Origin of the sequence: Paenibacillus tundrae (assembly GCF_036884255.1) — a bacterium.
Lineage (GTDB): Bacteria > Bacillota > Bacilli > Paenibacillales > Paenibacillaceae > Paenibacillus.
The window spans coordinates 5,747,051-5,769,058 of sequence record NZ_CP145605.1 but is presented as its reverse complement, the minus strand read 5'-3'; the positions used below and the strand labels follow the sequence as shown (position 1 = coordinate 5,769,058).

At 46.2% G+C, this 22,008-nt stretch carries 16 protein-coding genes; 12 read left to right on the top strand and 4 right to left on the bottom strand.

Going from position 1 to position 22,008, the window contains the following annotated elements; genetic code table 11:
* The first annotated feature begins 184 nt into the window (after window positions 1-184).
* From ftsE to V6W81_RS25960, 5 genes are all read left to right on the top strand, one after another.
* Complete coding sequence (gene ftsE, locus V6W81_RS25980; RefSeq protein ID WP_128103720.1) at window positions 185-871, top strand: cell division ATP-binding protein FtsE; 687 nt, start codon at window positions 185-187, stop codon at window positions 869-871.
* Window positions 861-1,778 carry a permease-like cell division protein FtsX gene (gene ftsX / locus V6W81_RS25975; RefSeq protein WP_056693638.1) on the top strand — a complete coding sequence of 306 codons (918 nt, stop codon included), beginning with the start codon at window positions 861-863 and terminating at the stop codon, window positions 1,776-1,778. The genes ftsE and ftsX overlap by 11 nt, the downstream gene beginning before the upstream one ends.
* Before the next feature lie 190 nt (window positions 1,779-1,968).
* Window positions 1,969-3,261 carry a murein hydrolase activator EnvC family protein gene (locus tag V6W81_RS25970; RefSeq protein ID WP_338540787.1) on the top strand — a complete coding sequence of 431 codons (1,293 nt, stop codon included), beginning with the start codon at window positions 1,969-1,971 and terminating at the stop codon, window positions 3,259-3,261.
* A 136-nt stretch (window positions 3,262-3,397) separates the two neighbouring features.
* Window positions 3,398-4,870 carry a S41 family peptidase gene (locus V6W81_RS25965; protein ID WP_338540786.1) on the top strand — a complete coding sequence of 491 codons (1,473 nt, stop codon included), beginning with the start codon at window positions 3,398-3,400 and terminating at the stop codon, window positions 4,868-4,870.
* Between the two features lie 64 nt (window positions 4,871-4,934).
* Window positions 4,935-6,260 (top strand): PDZ domain-containing protein, encoded by a 1,326-nt coding sequence (locus V6W81_RS25960; RefSeq protein ID WP_338540785.1) that lies wholly within the window; start codon window positions 4,935-4,937, stop codon window positions 6,258-6,260.
* Window positions 6,261-6,403: 143 nt separating this feature from the next.
* On the opposite strand, the gene V6W81_RS25955 is transcribed toward V6W81_RS25960, so the two are convergent.
* Entirely contained in the window at window positions 6,404-7,105 is a 702-nt protein-coding gene (locus V6W81_RS25955) for a response regulator (RefSeq protein WP_145051339.1), read from the bottom strand.
* Between the two features lie 19 nt (window positions 7,106-7,124).
* Window positions 7,125-8,423 (bottom strand): sensor histidine kinase, encoded by a 1,299-nt coding sequence (locus V6W81_RS25950; protein ID WP_338540784.1) that lies wholly within the window; start codon window positions 8,421-8,423, stop codon window positions 7,125-7,127.
* 247 nt (window positions 8,424-8,670) lie between these two features.
* On the opposite strand from V6W81_RS25950, the gene V6W81_RS25945 reads away from it, so the two are divergent.
* The 4 genes from V6W81_RS25945 to V6W81_RS25930 all read left to right on the top strand — a co-directional run bounded on the left by V6W81_RS25945 (window position 8,671) and on the right by V6W81_RS25930 (window position 13,842).
* Window positions 8,671-9,606 carry an ABC transporter ATP-binding protein gene (locus tag V6W81_RS25945; RefSeq protein ID WP_145051333.1) on the top strand — a complete coding sequence of 312 codons (936 nt, stop codon included), beginning with the start codon at window positions 8,671-8,673 and terminating at the stop codon, window positions 9,604-9,606.
* Between the two features lie 12 nt (window positions 9,607-9,618).
* Entirely contained in the window at window positions 9,619-10,812 is a 1,194-nt protein-coding gene (locus V6W81_RS25940) for an ABC transporter permease (protein WP_338540783.1), read from the top strand.
* Window positions 10,805-11,983, top strand: coding sequence for an ABC transporter permease (locus V6W81_RS25935; protein ID WP_338540782.1), 1,179 nt, complete (start codon window positions 10,805-10,807; stop codon window positions 11,981-11,983). The genes V6W81_RS25940 and V6W81_RS25935 overlap by 8 nt, the downstream gene beginning before the upstream one ends.
* Before the next feature lie 161 nt (window positions 11,984-12,144).
* Window positions 12,145-13,842, top strand: coding sequence for a molecular chaperone HscC (locus V6W81_RS25930; protein WP_338540781.1), 1,698 nt, complete (start codon window positions 12,145-12,147; stop codon window positions 13,840-13,842).
* 163 nt (window positions 13,843-14,005) lie between these two features.
* On the opposite strand, the gene V6W81_RS25925 is transcribed toward V6W81_RS25930, so the two are convergent.
* Window positions 14,006-14,824: a flagellar motor protein MotB gene (locus V6W81_RS25925; protein ID WP_338540780.1), complete on the bottom strand. Its 819-nt coding sequence runs from the start codon at window positions 14,822-14,824 to the stop codon at window positions 14,006-14,008.
* Complete coding sequence (locus V6W81_RS25920; protein ID WP_056693610.1) at window positions 14,808-15,605, bottom strand: flagellar motor protein; 798 nt, start codon at window positions 15,603-15,605, stop codon at window positions 14,808-14,810. The genes V6W81_RS25925 and V6W81_RS25920 overlap by 17 nt, the downstream gene beginning before the upstream one ends.
* 170 nt (window positions 15,606-15,775) lie before the next feature.
* On the opposite strand from V6W81_RS25920, the gene uvrB reads away from it, so the two are divergent.
* The 3 genes from uvrB to V6W81_RS25905 all read left to right on the top strand — a co-directional run bounded on the left by uvrB (window position 15,776) and on the right by V6W81_RS25905 (window position 21,998).
* On the top strand, window positions 15,776-17,767 hold the full coding sequence (gene uvrB / locus V6W81_RS25915) for an excinuclease ABC subunit UvrB (protein WP_338540779.1): 1,992 nt from the start codon (window positions 15,776-15,778) through the stop codon (window positions 17,765-17,767).
* 713 nt (window positions 17,768-18,480) lie between these two features.
* Window positions 18,481-21,339 (top strand): excinuclease ABC subunit UvrA, encoded by a 2,859-nt coding sequence (uvrA, locus tag V6W81_RS25910; protein ID WP_338540778.1) that lies wholly within the window; start codon window positions 18,481-18,483, stop codon window positions 21,337-21,339.
* A 449-nt stretch (window positions 21,340-21,788) separates the two neighbouring features.
* Window positions 21,789-21,998 carry a hypothetical protein gene (locus tag V6W81_RS25905; protein ID WP_056693600.1) on the top strand — a complete coding sequence of 70 codons (210 nt, stop codon included), beginning with the start codon at window positions 21,789-21,791 and terminating at the stop codon, window positions 21,996-21,998.
* Window positions 21,999-22,008: the final 10 nt, after the last annotated feature.

Sequence of the window (22,008 nt, the reverse complement as noted above, 5' to 3'; positions counted from 1 at the left end):
TAGGAAAACTTTCGGGTACTCAATAGGTAACAAATTTGTTACAATAAACTTCATATGAATCCATGCTTCACCATCAAAAAAGGTCGAAGTGGACTTCTCCTGATGAAATTCAGGTCTTTTTAAAGGAAATGCCGGGATTGTGTCGAAATGATAATGGCTAACTATGCGAGCAGGAAGTGATGATGTGATAGAAATGCAGGACGTGTGGAAGACCTACGCCAATGGGACCCACGCTTTACAAGGGGTGTCGGTGAAGATCGACCGCAATGAATTTGTCTATATCGTCGGTCCGTCTGGCGCAGGCAAATCGACATTTATGAAATTGATGTACAGAGAAGAAGTTCCGACTAAAGGACAAATATCCATTAACGGATTTAATATCGGTAAGCTGAAACCAAGGAAAATCCCTTATGTACGCCGTAATATCGGTGTTGTATTCCAGGACTTCCGACTGCTGCCTAAGATGACGGCGTTCGAGAATGTAGCTTTTGCTATGGAAGTTATTGAAGCGCCGAAGCGTCATATCAAGAAACGAGTGATGGAAGTGCTTGATCTGGTGGGATTGCGTGGCAAAGCCAATCGTGAGCCTTCGCAGCTCTCAGGTGGGGAACAGCAGCGTATTGCCATCGCCCGGGCGATTGTGAATAATCCGTCGGTTATTATCGCGGACGAGCCTACAGGTAACCTTGATCCAGAGACGTCATGGGGAATTATGCAACTGCTGGATGAGATCAATTTCCGAGGAACCACAATCGTCATGGCAACCCATAACAAAGACATCGTAAATACGATGCGTAAACGAGTTATTGCCATTGAACGTGGACAGATCGTACGGGATCAGATGAGAGGAGAATACGGTTATGAATTTTAGTACTCTCTTGCGCCATTTGCGGGAGGGATTCAAAAACGTATTCCGCAACGGCTGGATGTCTGTGGCCTCCATCATGTCCATCATCGTATCACTGCTTATTCTTGGTGTATTTATGCTATTGGTATTGAATGTGAATTCTATGGCAAACCAAGTGGACAGTCAGGTGGAGATCAGCACGTTTCTTGAACTGAATGTGGACGAGCAATTACGTAACACACTCGAACAAGAAATCAGCGCCATGCCTGAAGTAAGTGAAATTCGCTTTGTCTCTAAGGAAGATGGACTGAAAGAGTTCCGTGAACGTCTCGGAGACAGTGCAGATAATGTACTGAGCGGTTTCGATGTGGATAATAACCCACTGCCGGAGACCATTGAAGTTGAGGTCATTGAACCGGAAACCGTTACTTTTGTAGCGCAAAAAATTGAAGCATTGAACGAGAAACACCCGGAGAAGCCGATCATGAAAGTGAATTACGGCAAGGAAACGGTGGAAGTATTGTTCAAATTTACGAAGCTGGTTCGGAATATCGGATTTATCTTCGTTGGGGGACTAGGTCTGATGTCCATGTTCCTGATCTCGAATACGATTCGCGTAACGATTCTTGCCCGTCGCCGAGAGATCGGCATCATGAAGCTGGTTGGGGCAACCAATACGTTCATTCGTTGGCCGTTCTTCATTGAAGGCGCGCTAATTGGACTGATTGGTTCAGCGGTCACAGTAGCCGTACTCTTCTTTGGGTACAGTCGTCTTATGGCGACCATTGGTCAGGATGTATTTATGCAGATGCTTAACCTTGTTCCGCTTGGAGATATTTGGGTGCTCTTTGCAACCTTATTGATCGGGCTAGGGGTATTGGTAGGCATACTGGGCAGTACGCTGTCCATCCGTAAGTCCCTTAACGTTTAGACCTACGTATACCACGTAGAATGTTGAACGTTCGCAAACTAGAATGGCATAGCAGGTTCACAAAATGGAGCTGTTTGACGATATGTAGGAGAGACCGAATTTCTTAAGATGAAAGAAAGCAGAGAACATGTTTGTTCACCGCCTGTGCAGGTTGCTTTCTTGTGAATTCATAGGATGGGAGATCGACATTTTGAAAAAAACCGCTTCGCTGCTAGCTTTTACATTGTTAGCTAGCTTAACGTTTCAACCTTCGGACGGATATGCTAAGAGTAGTATCAGTGACATCGATCAGCAGATTCAACAACTAGAGAACAAGGCGGCTACAGCCAAACAAGAGCAGAAAAAGGCCGCTGCCAACAAAAAGGAAGCTCAGCATTACAAGAACAAAACGAACGCTTACCTGAAGGTTGTTCTGGAGCAGATTAATGTCGTTAGTGATGAACTCGCAAACGTCTCACTGCAGATTGAGAATACGGAAGAAGATCTACGTACAACGAAGAAGGATCTTCAAGCTGCAGAGGAACGGATCGTAGCCAGAGAGAAATTGCTGGAATCCCGTGTACGTCTGATGTATACCGATGGTGCAGTATCTTATCTGGACGTCTTGTTGTCTTCCACAAGCTTCTCTGATTTCTTAACCCGTGCGGACTCGCTGAAAACGATCGTGGATCAGGATCAGCATCTGCTGGATGAGCATAAGAAGGACAAGCAGCTCGTGGTAGACAAAAAGGCAGAACTGGATAAGCAGTATGCTGAAGCTAAGAGCCTTTATGCTCAGAAGAAGCAGCGTAAATCGCAGTTGAATGAGAAAGAGCAAGAGAAGCAAGTGCTTTTGGCTTCCTATGATGCTAAAATTGAAGAGTCCGATGAATTAACGCAAGAGCAGGAAGATGTGCTGATGCAGATTGCTAGCAAACGTTCGGCTCTATTGCAGGAGAAAAATAAATTGCGCGAAGAGCAGGCTGCAGCCGCAGCTAAAGCTAAAGCAGAGGCCGCTGCTCGTGCAGCTGCCGCAGCCAAAGCAGCAGCCAAGAATCCAACTAGAGTTAGCATGGATAGTAGCAGTGAGGTTACGTATTCATCAGGTAACGGAATTTTCTCTAGACCGGTATCCGGAGGACGTATTTCTTCCCCGTTTGGCCCTCGTACCCATCCAATTACGGGTGTAGTCGGTAAAATGCATAATGGTGTGGATTTTGCTGTTCCAGTGGGTACTTCTGTTCATGCAGCTTCTGGCGGTATCGTTATTATGGCTGAATGGTACAGTGGTTATGGATATACCGTTATTGTGGATCATGGTGGTGGACTATGGACACTCTATGGTCACTTACGTGAAGGTGGATTCAAAGTGGGCAAAGGCGACACGGTTAGCAAAGGTGATGTCATTGCAGAGTCAGGGAATACAGGAAACTCGACAGGACCTCACTTGCACTTTGAAGTACGAGATAATGGTACAGCAGTAAATCCGATGAACTATTTGTAATAACGTGACGCATTGACCGAATGGAATAAACATATTCCGTACAAGCTAGACATATACTAAGTTGGCATGTTCAGGAATTGGACTTCGATGATCCATGAACTTAGAATGGTTCATAACTAAAGGCGGTGACAAACGGATGATGAAAAAAAGATCGGCGCTGCTGCTTGTCATTGGAGCACTACTCGGAGGAAGCTTACTCACATTAGTGTTAATGAGTTTTCCCGGTATGGCTAGTCCAACGACACCAGGTGAAGGCCTGTTAGCCAGTGTGACAGGTAATACGCAGCAGAAGAACGAGCTGAAGAAGATTGAAACCGCTATGGATTTGATCTCCAAAAACTATTATAAAGACGTGGATCGAACCAAACTGATCGATGGTGCGATCAACGGAATGATGGAATCGCTCGGAGATCCATACTCCAATTATATGGGGCAGGAGACAGCAGCTCAGTTCGAGGAATCCATAGAGGGTTCATTTACTGGTATTGGTGCAGAGGTTTCGTCTCAGGATGGAAACGTGGTTGTTGTGTCTCCGATCAAAGGATCACCAGCAGAGAAAGCTGGTATTCGGGCAAAAGATATCATCATGTCTGTCAACGGTGAAACGTTGCAAGGTCTAGAGCTAAATAAGGCCGTTAACAAAATCAGAGGCCCAAAAGGTAGTGAAGCCAAGGTACAGGTTAAACGTGCCGGATCTACCGAGCTGATTGAATTTGTTATTGTTCGGGACGACATTGATTTGGAGACGATCTATGCCCACATGGAGGATAATGGGGTGGGGGTTATTACCATCACACAATTCTCATTAAATACGGGTGAACGCTTCAAGGAAGAGTTAGCTAAACTTGAGAAGCAGAACATGAAGGGTCTGATCATTGACGTACGAAATGATCCAGGCGGTGTGCTGCAAGTCGTGATCGAGATTGCCGAGCAGTTTGTTCCAAAAGATAAGGTTATCGTTCAGGTTGAAGACAAGAACGGTAAGAAGGAACAAAGTAAGTCGAATGGCTCCGGTAAACCTTATCCGATCACTGTCCTGATGAACAAAGGTAGTGCAAGTGCATCCGAGATCTTGGCTGGAGCATTGCAACAATCTGCAGGCGCAACCCTGATCGGTGAGAACTCCTTTGGTAAAGGTACCGTACAGACGAGTTATGATAAGCAAATGGGTGATGGCAGCTTGCTGAAGATCACCATAGCAAAATGGCTCACACCGAACGGAGATTGGATTCATGAAAAAGGAATCAAACCGGACATTGCGGTGAATCAACCGGATTACTTCTCGGTAGCACCAATAAATAAAGAGAAATTACCGCTCAAATACGACAGCAATAGCACGGATGTGAAAAGTGCGCAGACGATGCTGAGAGGACTTGATTTCAAGCCAGATCGTGTGGATGGATACTATGACCAGAAGACAGAAGAAGCGGTCAAAGCATTCCAGAAACAAAAAGGCATTCAGGCAACAGGCGAGATTGATGAGAAAACCGCCGAATCTCTAGAAGCGGCTCTGATTGAACGCATTGCCAATCCTCAATATGATGCACAGCTGAAGCGCGCGATCGAAAATGTCTCGAAGGATATTTCGGCTGCTGTGTCGAAGCCATAAAGAAGGCTGATTTTCAGCCTTCTTTTTTTCTGAACCGGCTGAAGGAGAGGAGTGACCGTCCACAATGGAATGGGCTTGGCCATGGTTAACTACATTAGGGGAAGCATTGTTGCAGTTGTTTATTCAGCCGTTTTATTATATTGCGGTAATCTTGGTTGCACTCGTCTATCATCGTCAATTGTTACAAGAGCGTAAGTTGTTCCACGTTCGCCTACAAAGCTCAATAACCCAGACGATCCGAACCGTGCTGGGAGGGATTCTACTCGGTGTGATCGTTTCGATCGTTTCTTTGTTCCTTGGAGCGCATCTTACTCTGAGCAGTGTAATCTGCATATGGGTAGCTACTGTACTCTTAGCATTGTTCCGGATTCGGTACTTATGCTTCGCGTACGCGGCTGGATTACTCGGTGTGGTACAGTTTGGCTTGAACCTGGCTTCTAACTGGCAACCATCCGGATGGCTGGGCAGTTCTACCGAGGCAATTAGAGCATTAGATATCCCTGCTCTCCTTGTGTTGGCTGCGCTTCTACATCTCGGGGAAGCGATGTTGTTAAGGATGCAAGGCGTTGCAATGGCATCACCATTACTCTTTGAAGGTAAACGAGGCAAGCTGGTCGGCGGGTATCAGTTGCTGCATTTTTGGCCTGTTCCGCTACTAATCCTTGTACCTGTGACGGGGAGTGGTGCAGAGCTTGCATGGAATCCGCTCATGAACGCAGGAAATGGGTACATGCTGGCGGCTCTACCGATCATGCTGGGATTCGGTGAAGTGACCCAGAGCATGCTGCCAGGACAGAAAGTGCAGATCTCTGCCAAGAGGCTTTTGATCTACGGGACAAGCCTTCTAGGACTAAGCCTTCTGGCTGCATGGTGGTCACCTTTCATGGTCGTTGCAGCTCTGGCTGCGTTTATTGGACATGAATTGTTGGTATGGTATAGCAGTTTTGAAGAACAACATCGGAGCCCAGTGTTCGTACACCCTGAACATGGTCTGAAAGTGCTGGGTGTTATTCCGGATAGCCCAGCGGCTGAACTAGGTATCGAAGCAGGAGAGACCATCTATAAGGCGAATGGGGTAATGGTTCACTCCCCTGAGGAATTGCACCGTGCCTTGCGTATGAACTCCGCCTTCTGTAAGCTGGAGGTTCGTAATCACCAAGGAGAGAGCAAGTTCATGCAACGTGCCATCTATGAAGGCGAGCATCATCAGCTTGGAATCATTATGGCTCCAGATAATCATGAGGCCTGGGCTGTTCAACTTCGGCAACATTCTCTATTCCATATTCTAAGCCTTAAGATTTTCGCTCGTCGAAAAGGTCAGCGCAGCGAAGGGGCACCTCTCGCTCTGCCTGCTCCTACGACAGGAGAATCTAGTTCTGTAGAGATGTAATCCAAATAAAGGGTATTTCCACAACCTGCATAGGTCTGATGTGGAAATACCCTTTTTGATTTTGTTCCAAAAGTCCATCTTCTTTGTTACTTTAAGCCACACCTGTTGAGATGAACGTAGTTTAAATCGTGTTATTTCTTCTTTTATTTCTTCAAGATATAGATGGCAATTTGGGTTCGGTCGCGTAGGCTAAGCTTGCCGAGAATATCTGTCACATAGTTTTTGACCGTACCTTCGCTTAGGAACAGCTTGGCGGCTATTTCTTTGTTGGACAGACCCTCTGAGATGGCCTGTGCCACAGACAGTTCCATTCGTGTTAGTCCAGAGGATTCCATTGGATCATGTGCAGAAGAGGTGGGTGCGGGGCGAAGTAGCCCGGCGAGTTTGCGTGCAATATCGGGATGAATTAACATGTCCCCGTTATGGACGGTCTTAATCCCTTGAATAATCCGATCAGGCGGCACATTTTTGAGCAGATAACCACTTGCTCCGTTTTGCAGAGCTTGAATGATATATTCATCATCGTCGAATGTTGTCAGCATGAGTATGCGGATGTCGGGATAACGTGCTTTAATGGCCTTCGTACCTTCGACTCCGTCGCACTCGGGCATACGAATATCCATAAGAATAACGTCTGCATCTATGCCTGAATCTAGTAAAGTGAGCACCTCATGCCCGTTTCCAGCTGTTCCTGACACTGTGATCGAAGGATCGAGTCCAATCAGTACTTTGAGACTTTCGCGAATGAAGGGATCATCGTCAACAAGAATAAGCTGAATGGACGAGGAGTGTGTTGGTTCAGAATGAGGTGCTGGATTATTTTCGTTTGGCTTTGGTTTAATCATGGGAACAATCACTTCCTTTTCAGATCATATCAGCTTGGCGTGGGAGGGGAAGACGCGTGACTACGGTATAGGGATAGGCGGACTGAACCTCCAATACACCGCCAACCAGTTGTGTACGCAGACGCATGCTTTCATGTCCCATGCCTAGTCCGGCAGTCGTTGTTGTCTGTGTTGATTGGTTCGTATGATGACCCATATTGTGCTTATCGGCTTCATCTGTGAACGCCGTGGATGCTCCGCTAATAGGTTCTACATTGATCTGACCGTCATTACTAACGGTCAATTGAATTTCTTTTTCCCGGAACTGCAGTTCGATTCGAATACTTTTGGCATTCCCGTGTCGCAGCGCATTGGTTACGGCCTCTTTCGCGTTTTTGTATAAAACGATCTGTATGCTGGGATACAGGATATGTGGATTCCCTAATTCCAGATAACTTGTCTTCACACCCGTCTCACGGCCCACCTCTTCTAGTAAACGATCCAGCGCATATGTATCCGGTTGATAGGATTCGGGCTTCAGCTTATGAAGCGTTGTACGCATATCATCCATACTCGCCGCGAGTTGATCCCGAATTTGTTTTACCATTTCCGTACCTTGTTCTGAATCCAACGGTAGGGTCAGAAGCGCAGCTTCGGACATCATCTTGGTGCGAATCAAACGGTGCCCGATATCATCGTGGAGCTGCCGTGAAATGCGCGTGCGTTCCTCGGCTTGAGCGGCATCCTCCAGTTGCTTCGTGAATTGTACCATCTGTGCACGTGCATCCTGAAGCTCATAGTGTTTATTGCGAAGCTCGTCATATACCTGTTCTAGCTGTCCACGGCTACTTGCAGTCCTTGAGCCTTGCCAGGAGATCACTGCAACGGTAACCAACAGAAGATTGCCGATAACCCACCCTGTAGTCTCTGGAGAGAGTGGGGAGTCCGCATTCGTTTGAAAGGAGAACAGAAGAGGGGACGCGTCCACAGACATTGTGTAATACTCATGTAATGCGATATTGCTGGCAATGAGTTGTGCTCCGAGTATCAACCACCGCCGTGCTCCCTCCAGTCGATAAATGTATACATAGAGCATGGATATTGAAAGGAACAGCATAAATGGGCCATATTGAGTGATGAGCCAGCAGTTCCATAGGATCTCAATGATCAGGAGCAATACCCTAGGTAGATCAGCACGAGTGAAATCTTTCCCCACAGCGATCCCAATAGCAATAAGAATATGAAGCGTATAGATTTCATCTTGTTCTTGCGGTAGTGCGAGGATGTACAAGAGCGCTGGAACTAGAATAAGACCGTATTGAAGTGCTCGTATCGGCATATGTCGTGGCATCCTTTAATTTTGAGATAAGAGCAGCAATAGAGAGAAGGCTTTCTGTACTTTTTTGAATAAGTACCTACCTGGTAATCCATCCCTAATTATATCATACGCACCTTCTAGATCAGGAGATGACTTAAGTCACCTTCGATATATGACTTTTCGTACCTTCGCGCAAGGCAACAATTCGCTACAATACAGTTATAACATCCGATGAAGGAAGCTAGAACGGGAGAAGGAGTGTGGGGATATGCCAATACTTGAAGTCGATCAGGTCGTCAAACGTTACGGTAACAAGCTGTCGGTGGATCATCTGAATCTGAGCGTGAATAAAGGTGAGATTTTTGGATTATTAGGTCCGAATGGTGCGGGGAAAAGCACAACCATCAGTATGATTGCTGGGTTACTAAAAATGGATCAAGGCGAAATTCGCTTGGATGGCATCTCGGTTAAAGAACGCCCGCTCGAGGTGAAGCGCAAGATCGGTCTGGTACCACAGGATCTAGCATTGTATGAAACAATGACTGCGGCGGATAACGTCACTTTTTTTGCTAGATTGTACGGATTACGCGGCAAGTTACTGAAGGAGAGAGTACAGGAATCACTTGAATTTGTAGGTTTGCAGGACAAAGCCAAAGATGTACCCTCCACCTTCTCAGGTGGGATGAAACGTAGATTGAACATTGCATGTGCAATTATGCATCGACCAGATCTCATTATTATGGATGAACCGACGGTCGGCATAGATCCGCAATCACGCAATCATATTCTGGAGTCAGTGCGAACGCTCAACAATATGGGTTCTACCATTATCTATACAAGTCATTACATGGAGGAAGTGGCTGCGATCAGTCACCGAGTGGCCATTATGGATCAAGGACATATCATCGCTTGTGGTACCGAGAAGGAATTGAGAGAGCGCGTAGCATCAACTGAAAAAATTGTACTTACTACCTCGGTCATTAATCCTGGTGCCATTGAAGAGATGAAACTTCATCCCCGCGTGAAGAATGTGGAAGTTGCTGACGACACCATTACCATTACCGTGCCTTCGGCGCAGCAGGATATGCAGGATATGCTTTTTATCTGTAATAAACATGACTTAGCTATTCAGTCCCTTCAAGTCGAAGAGCCTGATCTGGAAACATTGTTCCTTAATCTGACCGGACGTACGCTTCGAGACTAAGGAGGATTTCAGATGAACATGTGGCATATTTGTGGTTTTGAGCTTAGACGTATTTTGAAAATACGAACCGTATTACTGAATCTATTCATACTCCCCTTAATCCTGATATTTATATTAGGTACAGCTCTTTCGGGAACGATAGGATCGGGTGAAGACACTGTTATTAAACCTGTTCGAGTTGGCATCATTCAGTCTACAGAAGCAACGGAAGCTTCCGTTGTAGATGAGGCTCTACAGGCCTTCTTGACCTCGCCGGCGGTGTCAGACATGTTGAAGGTAAGAGATCTGGCTACAGAAGAAGATGCTGTAAGTGCTCTTAGGCAGGGGGAATTGGATTTTGCTGTAATCCTACCGAATGACCTACAAGAGCAGCTCGTGGCAGGTAAAGGCGCAGAATTGCAGTGGATATTGGGCAAAGACAACACGCTTAATATGGTGGGGCAGACTGTATTTACAAGGTTCACGGATGAATTGAACAGACAGGTCGCCATTGCCAAAGTGCTTGGTCCAGAAGTGGTCGCAGCGATGGCATCTGTGCCAAATACTGATCTGACAGAAGAGCCTACCTATATCACCACGAGTAGTCCGGGTAAGGCAGGCAATTCTTATAGTGCATCTCAATATTACGCGGCCTCGATGCTGGCTATGTTTATGCTCTACTCTGGCATGACGACGATTAATAGCTTGTTCTCGGAAAAGGATAAAAAGACCTTGATCCGGCTTCAGGCGGCTCCAGTAGGGAATGGTATCATCTTTGCCGGAAAAATTGCTGGCAATAGCCTACTTGCCTTCATGCAAGCCATCATTATTATCGTCATGACCTATTGGTTGTACGGCGTGAATTGGGGGAGCCATCCTTGGTTGATCATCCTGATCTGTGTGTTGATTACCATCGCTTCAATGACGATTGGCATTATCGTTGCACTAGTTAGCAAAAATGCGACATCAGCAAGTGGGATGATGCAAGCCATTATTATTGCAATGACGTTCATCAGCGGTGGTTTCACACCGATTGCCGTTGATTTGGTACACCGCATAAGCGAATTTACAGTCAATCACTGGGCCCTGCAGAGCTTCTTGCGAATGATGCTGGATTCTCCTGTGAGCGAGATTATGCACAATATCGTCATGCTTGGTGTCGTTTGCGCCGTTCTGCTTCTAATCGCAGGTGTAATCTACAGAAAGGTAGGGTACCGCTATGAATAGTCTACATATCGCCTGGCTTATGATTAGACGAACGTTGGGGCGTAAACGAGGAGTCATTACGTTTCTGCTACTGCCTTGTTTAGTTGTGACAGGTACGGTATTTCTATTTGGCAATGAGCAGGCGAATCGAGCGATCATTCCGTATGTCAATGAGGATCAAGGTGTAGCTGGTGAATGGATCATAAGCGAGCTTGGTCATAAAGAGGAGTACTTACTCAAGCCGCTGGGTACAGAAGTTGAAGTGAAGGAAGCTATTGCCCGGCAAGAGGGAAGCACAGGGCTTGTTATTCCGGCGCAGTATACAGAGAATCTGTTGCTTGGGAAGCAAGCTCCATTGGAACTGATCGAAATGCGTGTGAGTGAAGAATCCTACACATTCAGAGCTGCCGTAGACGGGATGACCGTGGGGTTGAATCAATTGGCATCAGCCGTACACGCCGGAACAGGTGAAATTTCGGGTATGGCTTCAGATCAACAGACGAAGCAAGCGAAATTGGAACAACTATTACAGGAAACAGATAAATCCGCTATTACAGGCAAAGCTGTTGACCTACAGATCTATCCGAAGCCGGGCCTAAATAATGTGACTGGATTTACGATTATGTTTATGATGGGTTTATTGACAAGTGCTGTATCCGTTATTCTGGAAGATCGCAGACAGTTAACGATGGCGCGGGTATATACAGCTCCAGTACGATCTTATGAAATTGCAGTCGGCAATTTCCTGGGGAGTTTTATCATCGGTATCATTCAAATTGTTCTAGTATTAGGCATTAGTCGATGGGTGCTGCATTATGACGCTGGCCTTTCATTTGGTGTACATTTCCTCATTCTAGCTGCATTTATGTTAGTCTCCATGGGAATTGCGAGTACCGTTGCTGGATTGATCCGCGAGTCCAAAAATGCAAACATGTTAAATTCGCTTATCATCACACCAACTTGTATGATCGGTGGGTGCTTCTGGCCACTCTCGATTATGCCTGAATATATGCAGAAGATCGCCAACTTTGTTCCGCAAAAGTGGACGATTCAAGCTGTGGAGACGATCTCCGCTGGAGGCACGTTGTCTGATATCCAGCTCCCTCTACTGATTTTGTTTGGTATGGCAGCTATTCTACTTGCTGTAGGCTCAGTCATCTTGCGCCCTAGCGAGCGGGGTATGGATGCATAATAACGATAAGTGTCGTAGAAACCGGATGTGTAAGTGAGCATTCGGTTTATTTTTTATTTTGGTGGACGAATGAAGTTATGCCTATGCTCTAGCTATCGATTATGATAGATTGTTCGATAGAGTCACAAGTAGAAGTTGAGAAGAGAGAAGGTACAAGCATCATGACAATCATAGGTATTGATCTAGGAACAACGAATAGTTTAGTATCTTGCTGGGTTCATGGGGAGCCTCGGATTATCCCGAATGCGCTTGGCAATCGTTTGACGCCTTCGGTGGTAAGTGTGGATGAGAATGAGGAGATTGTAGTAGGTGAGATTGCTAGAGAACGTTTGATTACACATCCGGAGAGAACAGCTTCTGTATTCAAAAGATACATGGGTACCGGACGGACGTTTGAACTGGGTACATATCAATTTTTGCCGGAAGAATTATCTGCGTTCATCTTGAAATCACTTAAGGCGGATGCGGAGGCGTATCTTGGAGAGACGGTAACTGAGGCTGTGATTAGTGTACCGGCTTATTTCAATGATGCACAGCGTAAAGCGACGAAGCGTGCAGGGCAATTAGCGGGGCTAAAAGTGGAACGTTTGCTTAGCGAACCAACCGCCGCAGCTATTGCCTATGGTTTACATCAACATGAACCTGAAACCAAGTTTCTGGTATTTGATCTAGGAGGCGGGACGTTTGATGTATCCGTACTGGAATTATTTGATCAGATCATGGAAGTGAAGTCTGTCGCTGGAGATAACTTTCTTGGGGGCGAAGATTTTACACGTCTGCTCGCAGAATTATTTACTGATAACCACCAAATAGAGCAATATCGCTTATCCGCAAAAGAACAATCAGCACTCTGGAAGCAAGCGGAGCGTTGCAAACAGGACTTGAGCCATGTCCGTGAAGGTAAGATGATGCTGACACTTGAAGAGGGATTGAAGGAGCTGGTTGTAGATCGTGCGCGTTTTGATCTGGCGGCCAAGCCACTGTTAGCCCGTTTACAGAAGCCTGTCGAACGTGCATTGCGTGATGCATCCGTTAAACTGAGTGAACTGGATGCTGTGATCCTTGTTGGGGGAGCAACGCGTATGCCGCTGATCTACTCGTTTACCGGCAAACTGTTCGGCAGACTGCCTGCCAACCATTTACATCCAGATGAAGCAGTAGCGTTGGGTGTCGGTATTCAGGCTGCGATGAAGGAACGACATCAAGACCTGGAGGAAGTTATTTTAACAGATGTATGTCCATATACATTGGGTGTTTCCGTTTCTGTACGAATGGACAATGGACGATTTGAATCAGGCATGTTCTCGCCGATCATCGAACGTAACACGGTTATCCCTGTAAGCAAAATGGAACGTTATTATACGCTCCATCATAATCAGACATCCATCACCGTTGACATTTACCAAGGGGAGAGCCGGCTAGCGAAAAATAATGTAAAGCTAGGCGAGTTACCCATAAACGTGCCACCAGCTCCAGCTGGGGAACAAGCAATCGACGTTCGTTTTACATATGACATCAACGGAATTCTAGAAGTGGAGGTCTCCTCTGTTGAGACTGGGGAGAAGAAGGTAGCCGTCATCCAAGGTAAGGACAATGATCTGTCCCAAGAGGAGATTGCCGAGCGCTTCAAAGCATTGGAAGCCATCAAAATTCACCCACGGGATCGGATGGAGAACCGTCTGCTGTTAGCTCGCGGTGAGCGCATGTATGAAGAATCGTTAGCTGAACAGCGATTGATGATTGCCGAGGTCATGCTGTGGTTCGAAGAGACGCTTAAACGACAGGATGATCGTGAAATTAAGAAAGAAGCGCAGAAACTCAAAGAAGTTTTGGATGAAATCGAACGTGTTCGAGGGTGATACCGAAGTTAAATGAAATGATCAATATAAGATAGATTGAATCTTAATCCATACGAAGAAGGCACGTCCAGTTTGAATGAATTCAACTTGAACGTGCCTTTTTAAATACTTTTTTGTACGAATAATCGTTGTATTTAAGGAATGGACAATGCAATGAAGAGAGTTATGGTTGTAATTGTCTTAGAACTGTAATTTCTACGCGGCGATTCTTCTGACGGCCAGCCTCGGTCGAGTTATCTCCAGTAGGCCTTGTGTCTGCATATCCGGCATATTGGAAGCCGTCGGGATTTAGCTTTTCTTGGTCTAGGAAAAATCGAAGGATGGATAAGGCACGTTCACCGGACAACTGCCAGTTATCTTTATACGAAGAGTTGGCTCCAATAGGCACGTTATCGGTATGACCTTCGATGCTAACCACAGTGTTCAGGTTACGGAATAGACTTGCAAGTTTGCTAAGTATGGGTGCAGCATTATCTTTCAGTGCGGCTTGTCCTTGATCAAAGAGAAAACGATCACTTAGCGTAATGGAGATACCTTGCGGTTTGTCCGCCACAAAGATCTGATCATTGAGACTGTTGTCGTCGATATACTGTGTAATCGTATTAAATAGATTTTGCAGCTCTTCTTCCTGTGATCTGAATTGCTTCTCCCTCTCAGTGAGCGGCTGGTTATCATCATCGGTAACATCCGGTTCCATATCTGAATCTGTAGGATTCTGTTCTTCATTGTCGGGTGGAGTAGGTTTCGTAATTGTTTCGCCTACAATGCCACTACCACCTTCAAGTATGGAGTTCGATTGATTGAACGTATTTTGCAGCGATTGTGTCACAACGTTATATTTACCGGAATCCGGATTACTCATCGCGTACATAATGACAAAGAATATCAGCAAAAGGGTAATGAGATCAGCATAAGTAATCATCCAACGATCCCGATGTTCACCAGGCTCACGTTTAGCGCGCCGTTTACTGCGCCGACTCATCAAATCCCTCCTTTAGTACAGGTTGCGTGATCTGGCGATGTGTTAATGTGAATGATTCCAAGCGTTTGCGGACAAGTTGAGGATTCTCCCCATTTTGGATAGCAAGAACACCTTCAAGTATCATTTCCATGAGTTGTATGTCTTCCGCACCGCGGGATTTAATCTTGGAAGCGATGGGTAAAAAGATTAGATTGGCACTAGCTACACCATATAAAGTGGCTGTGAAGGCAACAGCGATAGCAGGGCCAAGTCCCGTCGGATCAGTTAGACTACCTAGTACTTGAATTAGACCCATTACGGTACCTATGATCCCCATCGTCGGTGCATAACCACCAGCAGCTTCAAAAATTTTGGCATACCCATCATGCTTTTGTTCAACAGAATCAATCTCCATCTCCATGATCTGCCGAATGACATCTTGATCGGTACCGTCCACAACCATTTGAATGCCGTCTCTTAAAAATGGATGTGGGTGATCCGTTACTCTCCGTTCTAATGCGAGCACGCCTGAGCGGCGGGCGATGGTTGACATGTCCACCAGTTCTTCGACCCACTGGCTTGATTCGTTGTTTTTGCGTCCAAAGGCCATGCGCAGTGCAGCCGGAATTGTACGTAACCGGTTAGCCGGGAAGCTGGCAACGACCGCAGCGATGGTTCCACCAAATACAATTAATGCAGCTGTTTTTTGTAACAACCCAGAAACTTGGCCGCCTTCCCACAAAAAACCGCCGATGACTGCGGCAATCCCGGCAATGATGCCGATAAGTGTCGCAATATCCATAAATTAACCCACTCCTGTCTTCACTTCGCGTTTGCATCACTTGAACGAACGAGGTATAATCTAACGGGAACAAATATTCCTATGCCTATAAGTTTTCCCATATGAAAATTCGGGGAACTTCGACAATATATAAGTGACTATTATTTTAGACGATAGGGTGAGATACGGCAATGAGCGATATTGTAATGAGCGACAAAACGTTCGAAATCGAGTCTGAGTTTTCTCCCCAAGGTGACCAGCCTGCAGCCATTGAACAATTGGTTCAGGGTGTTCGGGAAGGAAAGAGGTATCAGACACTACTGGGTGCAACCGGTACAGGTAAGACATTTACCATTGCACAGACCATTGCGAAACTTCAACGTCCAACGCTGATTATTGCCCACAATAAAACGTTGGCAGCTCAGCTTGCGAGTGAATTCAAAGAATTCTTTCCTAATAATATGGTTGAGTATTTCGTCAGCTATTATGACTACTTCCAGCCGGAGGCGTACATTCCGTCATCGGATACGTATATCGAGAAGGATTCCAGCATCAATGAAGAGATCGACAAACTGCGTCACGCAGCGACCAGTTCATTATTTGAACGTAGAGATGTCATCATTGTAGCCAGCGTGTCCTGCATTTATGGTTTGGGTTCGCCGTCTGCTTACTCCAGCATGTTATTGTCATTGCGGGTAGGTATGGAGAAGCCACGTAATCAGATTTTGTCTCGTTTGGTAGAAATACAGTATCAGCGGAATGATATCAACTTTGTAAGGGGTACGTTCCGTGTACGTGGTGATGTCATTGAGATCTTCCCAGCCTCTAAGGGTGAACATGCGATTCGGGTCGAGTTGTTTGGGGATGAGATCGAGAAGATTACCGAGATTGATGTATTGACCGGAGAACTTGTAGGAGAACGTGAACATATTGCGATCTTCCCAGCATCTCACTTCGTAACCCAAGAAGAGACGATGCGTGTGGCTTTGGTCAACATCGAACGTGAGCTTGAAGAACGTCTTGAAGTACTTCGTGAACAAGGAAAGTTGTTGGAAGCACAGCGACTGGAACAACGTACACGTTATGATATTGAAATGATGAAGGAAGTGGGTTTCTGTTCAGGAATCGAGAACTATTCCGGACCACTGACCTTCCGTGAACGTGGAGATACGCCGTATACATTGATGGATTATTTTCCAGATGACATGCTGATCGTGGTGGATGAGTCTCACGTAACGTTGCCACAGATCCGCGCAATGTATAACGGTGACCAAGCGAGGAAGACGGTTCTGGTTGAACACGGATTCCGTCTACCGTCTGCGCTTGATAACCGTCCGCTCAAATTCGATGAGTTTGAAGAGAAGATGAATCAGATTATCTATGTATCGGCTACGCCAGGGCCATATGAGATTGAGCATACCGATACGATGGTACAGCAGATTATTCGTCCTACCGGTCTACTTGATCCAATTATCGAGCTACGCCCAACGAAGGGACAGATCGATGACCTGATTGCAGAGATCAATGACCGCATTGCCAAAGACGAACGTGTGTTAATCACGACGTTGACGAAGAAGATGTCTGAGGATCTAACCGACTATCTGAAAGAGATCGGCATTAAGGTTCGATATCTTCACTCCGAGATCAAGACTCTAGAGCGGATGTCGATTCTGCGTGATCTAAGGCTAGGTACGTTCCATGTCTTAATCGGGATCAACTTGCTACGGGAAGGTCTGGATCTACCTGAGGTATCGTTGGTTGCGATTCTGGATGCGGATAAGGAAGGATTCCTTCGTTCAGAGCGTTCACTGATTCAAACCATTGGGCGCGCAGCGCGGAACAGTGATGGTCGAGTTATTCTCTATGGTGATAAAGTGACGGATTCGATGGATAAGGCGATCAAGGAGACGGAACGTCGTCGTGAGATTCAGATGGCCTACAATGAGAAACACGGCATTACACCACAGACGATTCGCAAAAAGGTGCGTGATGTGATTGAGGCAACGAAGGTTGCCGAATCGAAGAACGAATACCTTACTGGCGCTGCAGAGAAGATGTCCAAGAAGGAACGTCAGTCTCTTATACAGCGCCTAGAAGTAGAGATGAAAGACGCAGCGAAAAACTTGCAATTTGAGCGTGCTGCTGAGCTTCGTGACGCATTGTTGGAACTGCGCGCAGAGTAGGCGAATGAACAATAACGCAACAATTACAGATATGTCCGAACAGATGGATATGCAACAAGAGAACGGCCTATGGGCCGTTCTCTTGTTCAGTAAGGAAAATAGTATGGATTGCCGATAAATAGACATGTTGGAATGTTCTCTTCACGGCTATACTAGTAGAAATGTTGAATTTGGTTAAAAGGTTTATAGGAAAGCATATGGAAATCATGCGTCCCGATCATAGAAGGGGAGCCGAGCCAGAGGCAATGGCGACCTACCGCGAACAAGGCAGAGCCTTGAGCGTCCCGGTAGTAAAGGGAGCCGAGCCAGAGGCAATGGCGACCTTAACGCGAGCGAGGCAAAGCCGCGAGCGTCCCGGTAGTAGGGGAGCCGAGCCAGAGGCAATGGCGACCTACCGCGAACAAGGCAAAGCCATGAGCGTCCCGGTAGTAAAGGGAGCCGAGCCAGAGGCAATGGCGACCTTAACGCGAGCGAGGCAAAGCCGCGAGCGTTCCCTCGCAGTAGAGCGACTGCACGAGATTCCGGCAATAGGCTGGAATCTCGTGCAGAATCGCGGGCGCACGATATACCTTCACATAGCAAGACCCGACCCACCGCCAATGCACCGCTTGTTTCGGGTGTCCAGAGGGCTGAGCCCTATGGGGCCCTCCCTAGGAAGGGAGGGTTTGGGAGGGTGTGAAACACGATATTCATTTTGAAAGGGTGGATACACATTGGCTAGCGAGAATATTGTCATCAAAGGTGCACGTGCACACAACCTAAAGAACATTGATATTACCATTCCGCGTGACCGTTTTGTTGTATTGACGGGTCTGAGCGGCTCAGGCAAGTCCTCGCTGGCTTTTGATACGATCTATGCAGAAGGTCAGCGGCGATATGTAGAGTCATTATCCGCTTATGCACGGCAGTTTCTAGGACAAATGGAGAAACCGGATGTGGATTCCATTGAAGGTCTCTCTCCAGCGATCTCAATTGACCAGAAAACGACTAGCCGTAATCCACGTTCAACCGTGGGAACGGTAACCGAGATTTATGACTATTTACGTCTATTATTTGCACGTGTAGGACATCCCCACTGCCCGGATCACGGTGTAGAAATTACATCGCAGACGGTAGAGCAGATGGTCGATCGTGTCATGCAGTATCCGGAAAGAACTCGATTGCAGATTTTGGCACCGATTATCTCTGGACGCAAAGGCGAGCATAAGAGTGTATTTGCCGATATATCCAAACAAGGATTTGTCCGTGTGCGTGTAAATGGTGAGATGCGTGAACTGTCTGAAGATATCCAGTTGGAGAAAAATAAGAAACACACGATTGAAGTTGTCGTTGACCGGGTTGTCATCAAGGAGGATGTCCAGTCACGTCTTGCAGACTCCATTGAAACGGCACTGAATCTGTCCGGTGGACAATTGCTCGTTGATATCATCGGAGAGGAAGAACTCCGTTTCAGTTCTAATTTTGCATGTCCGGTGTGTGGATTCAGCATTGAAGAGCTCGCGCCGCGAATGTTCTCTTTCAACAGCCCCTTTGGAGCTTGCCCTGAATGTGATGGACTTGGTGTGAAAATGATCGTTGACCCGGATCTGCTAGTACCTGACCGGAGTAAAACGATTGAAGAGGGCGCATTTGATGCTTGGACAGGAGGAACGTCAACGTACTATCCTCAGTTCTTGAAATCAGTATGTGAACACTTCAACATCCCGCAGGATGTACCTGTTGAAGATCTTCCAGCCGATCAGATGAACAAGTTGCTGCTGGGTACAGGTACAGAGAAAATCCGTTTCCGTTATGAGAACGATTTTGGACAACGCAAAGAAGCACTGGTGACCTTTGAGGGTATCGTGAACAATTTGGAGCGCCGTTATCGTGAAACTGCATCTGAGGGCATCCGTGAATTTATTGAAGGTTATATGAGCGCCAAGCCTTGTGGTAAATGTAAAGGACATCGTTTGAAACGTGAAAGTCTTGCAGTCACAATCAATGACCATAACATGGCATATGTAACGAGCCTTTCCATTGGAGAAGCGGGAAAATTCTTCGAAACATTGCAGCTTAGTGAGAAGGAACGTGCTATCGCGAATCTGATTCTCAAAGAAATTAACAGCCGTCTGGGCTTCCTCGTTAATGTCGGTCTGGATTACCTGACTTTGAGCCGTGCTGCTGGAACGTTATCTGGCGGTGAAGCGCAGCGGATCAGATTGGCGACACAGATTGGTTCTAGCCTGATGGGTGTGCTCTATATTCTAGATGAGCCAAGTATCGGTCTGCATCAACGGGATAATGATCGTTTGATCAGTACGCTGGCTCACATGAGAGACATCGGGAATACGTTAATCGTAGTTGAGCATGATGAAGATACGATGATGGCAGCCGACTATATTATTGATATTGGCCCTGGCGCGGGTATCCACGGAGGTACCGTAATGTCACAGGGTACACCAGAAGAGATCATGAATGACGAGAACTCGTTAACGGGTCAATACCTCAGTGGACGGAAGTTCATTCCGATACGTGCGGAACGCCGCAGCGTAGGTGATCGTTGGTTGGAAGTACGCGGCGCCAAAGAAAATAACCTGAAGAACCTGAATGTAAAAATCCCAGTTGGTGTATTCACCGCTGTAACGGGTGTATCTGGATCAGGGAAATCGACATTGATTAATGAAATTTTGTACAAAACATTGGCGCGTGATCTGAATCGTGCTCGTGTACGTCCTGGACAACATAAAGAGATCCGTGGTCTGGAACATATCGATAAAGTCATCGATATTGACCAGTCGCCAATCGGTCGTACACCGCGATCCAATGCGGCTACGTATACCGGAGTGTTCGATGACATTCGGGATTTGTTTGCGCAAACGAACGAAGCTAAGATGCGTGGATACAAAAAGGGTCGTTTCAGTTTCAACATCAAAGGCGGGCGTTGTGAAGCTTGCCGGGGTGATGGAATTATCAAGATTGAGATGCACTTCTTGCCCGACGTATACGTTCCTTGTGAAGTCTGCAAGGGCAAACGTTATAACCGTGAGACGCTCGAAGTGAAGTACAAATCCAAAAACATCGCTGATGTACTTGAAATGACGGTTGAGGATGCAACACAATTCTTCGAGAACATTCCGAAAATCCATCGCAAAATGCAGACACTGCTTGATGTAGGTTTGGGTTATATCAATTTAGGACAACCGGCAACAACCTTGTCCGGTGGTGAAGCTCAACGTGTGAAGCTTGCCTCTGAGCTGTATCGTCGCAGTACAGGCAAGACCATTTATATTCTGGACGAGCCAACGACAGGACTGCATGTCGATGATATCGATCGGTTGCTAAACGTATTGCACCGTTTAGTTGATTCAGGTGAGACCGTGCTGGTTATCGAGCACAATCTGGATGTAATCAAAACAGCCGACTATATTGTTGATCTGGGCCCAGAAGGCGGTAGTGGCGGCGGAACGATCGTGGCAACCGGAACACCAGAGGATATTATAGAAGTAGAGGCATCTTATACGGGTAAGTACCTGAAACCAGTCTTGGTGAGGGATACAGAGCGAAGCAAGATGCTTCAGTTAACGGAATAACCAGATACCATAAAGTTGATCAGCTAGAACCTTCTCAGGTGAACGTGGTGAGGTATTGCTTACACAGCGATGCTTCACTTGTTCGATGGGGAGGTTTTTTTGTATGTGGATTGAAAGGATCTATGAGACATGCCCTGCCTAAACATCTGCACGAGGATGTAGAATAGAATTATAATTTCGACTTTTATCAAATGAAAGTGTTTACATATGTGATGTGACAAGCATTATAGACATACCCGGATGAATTGGATTTTTTTCATTTTTATGGATGATAGGGCTTGCATTACAAGCAGGCTACGGCTAACATAGAGTTAGATATTTGGGCAGGAGTTAGCTTTTATGTATGGATTCACAAGTGTTTTGAAGCGTTTCTGGTACGTGATTGAATGTTGTTTATAAGGACGTTGCCAAAATGTGCGTTTAATTATGGTGAGGAGGTCTGTCTATCTATGTTGCTTGCAGAAGCTGCCACAGCGAGTACATCGAATTTTAATGCATTTGATATCTTTGTCCTGTTGTTTACGATTATTATCTTTATAGGCGTTGTCAGATTGATTCGGGCACCTAAGAAGAATTTGTTTGCGATCGGATTTGCAGTGGTTAGTTTGCTTGTTTTCTTGATGACGGACTATGCTATGATTACGGGATGGTTCAATTAGTCAGGTTACG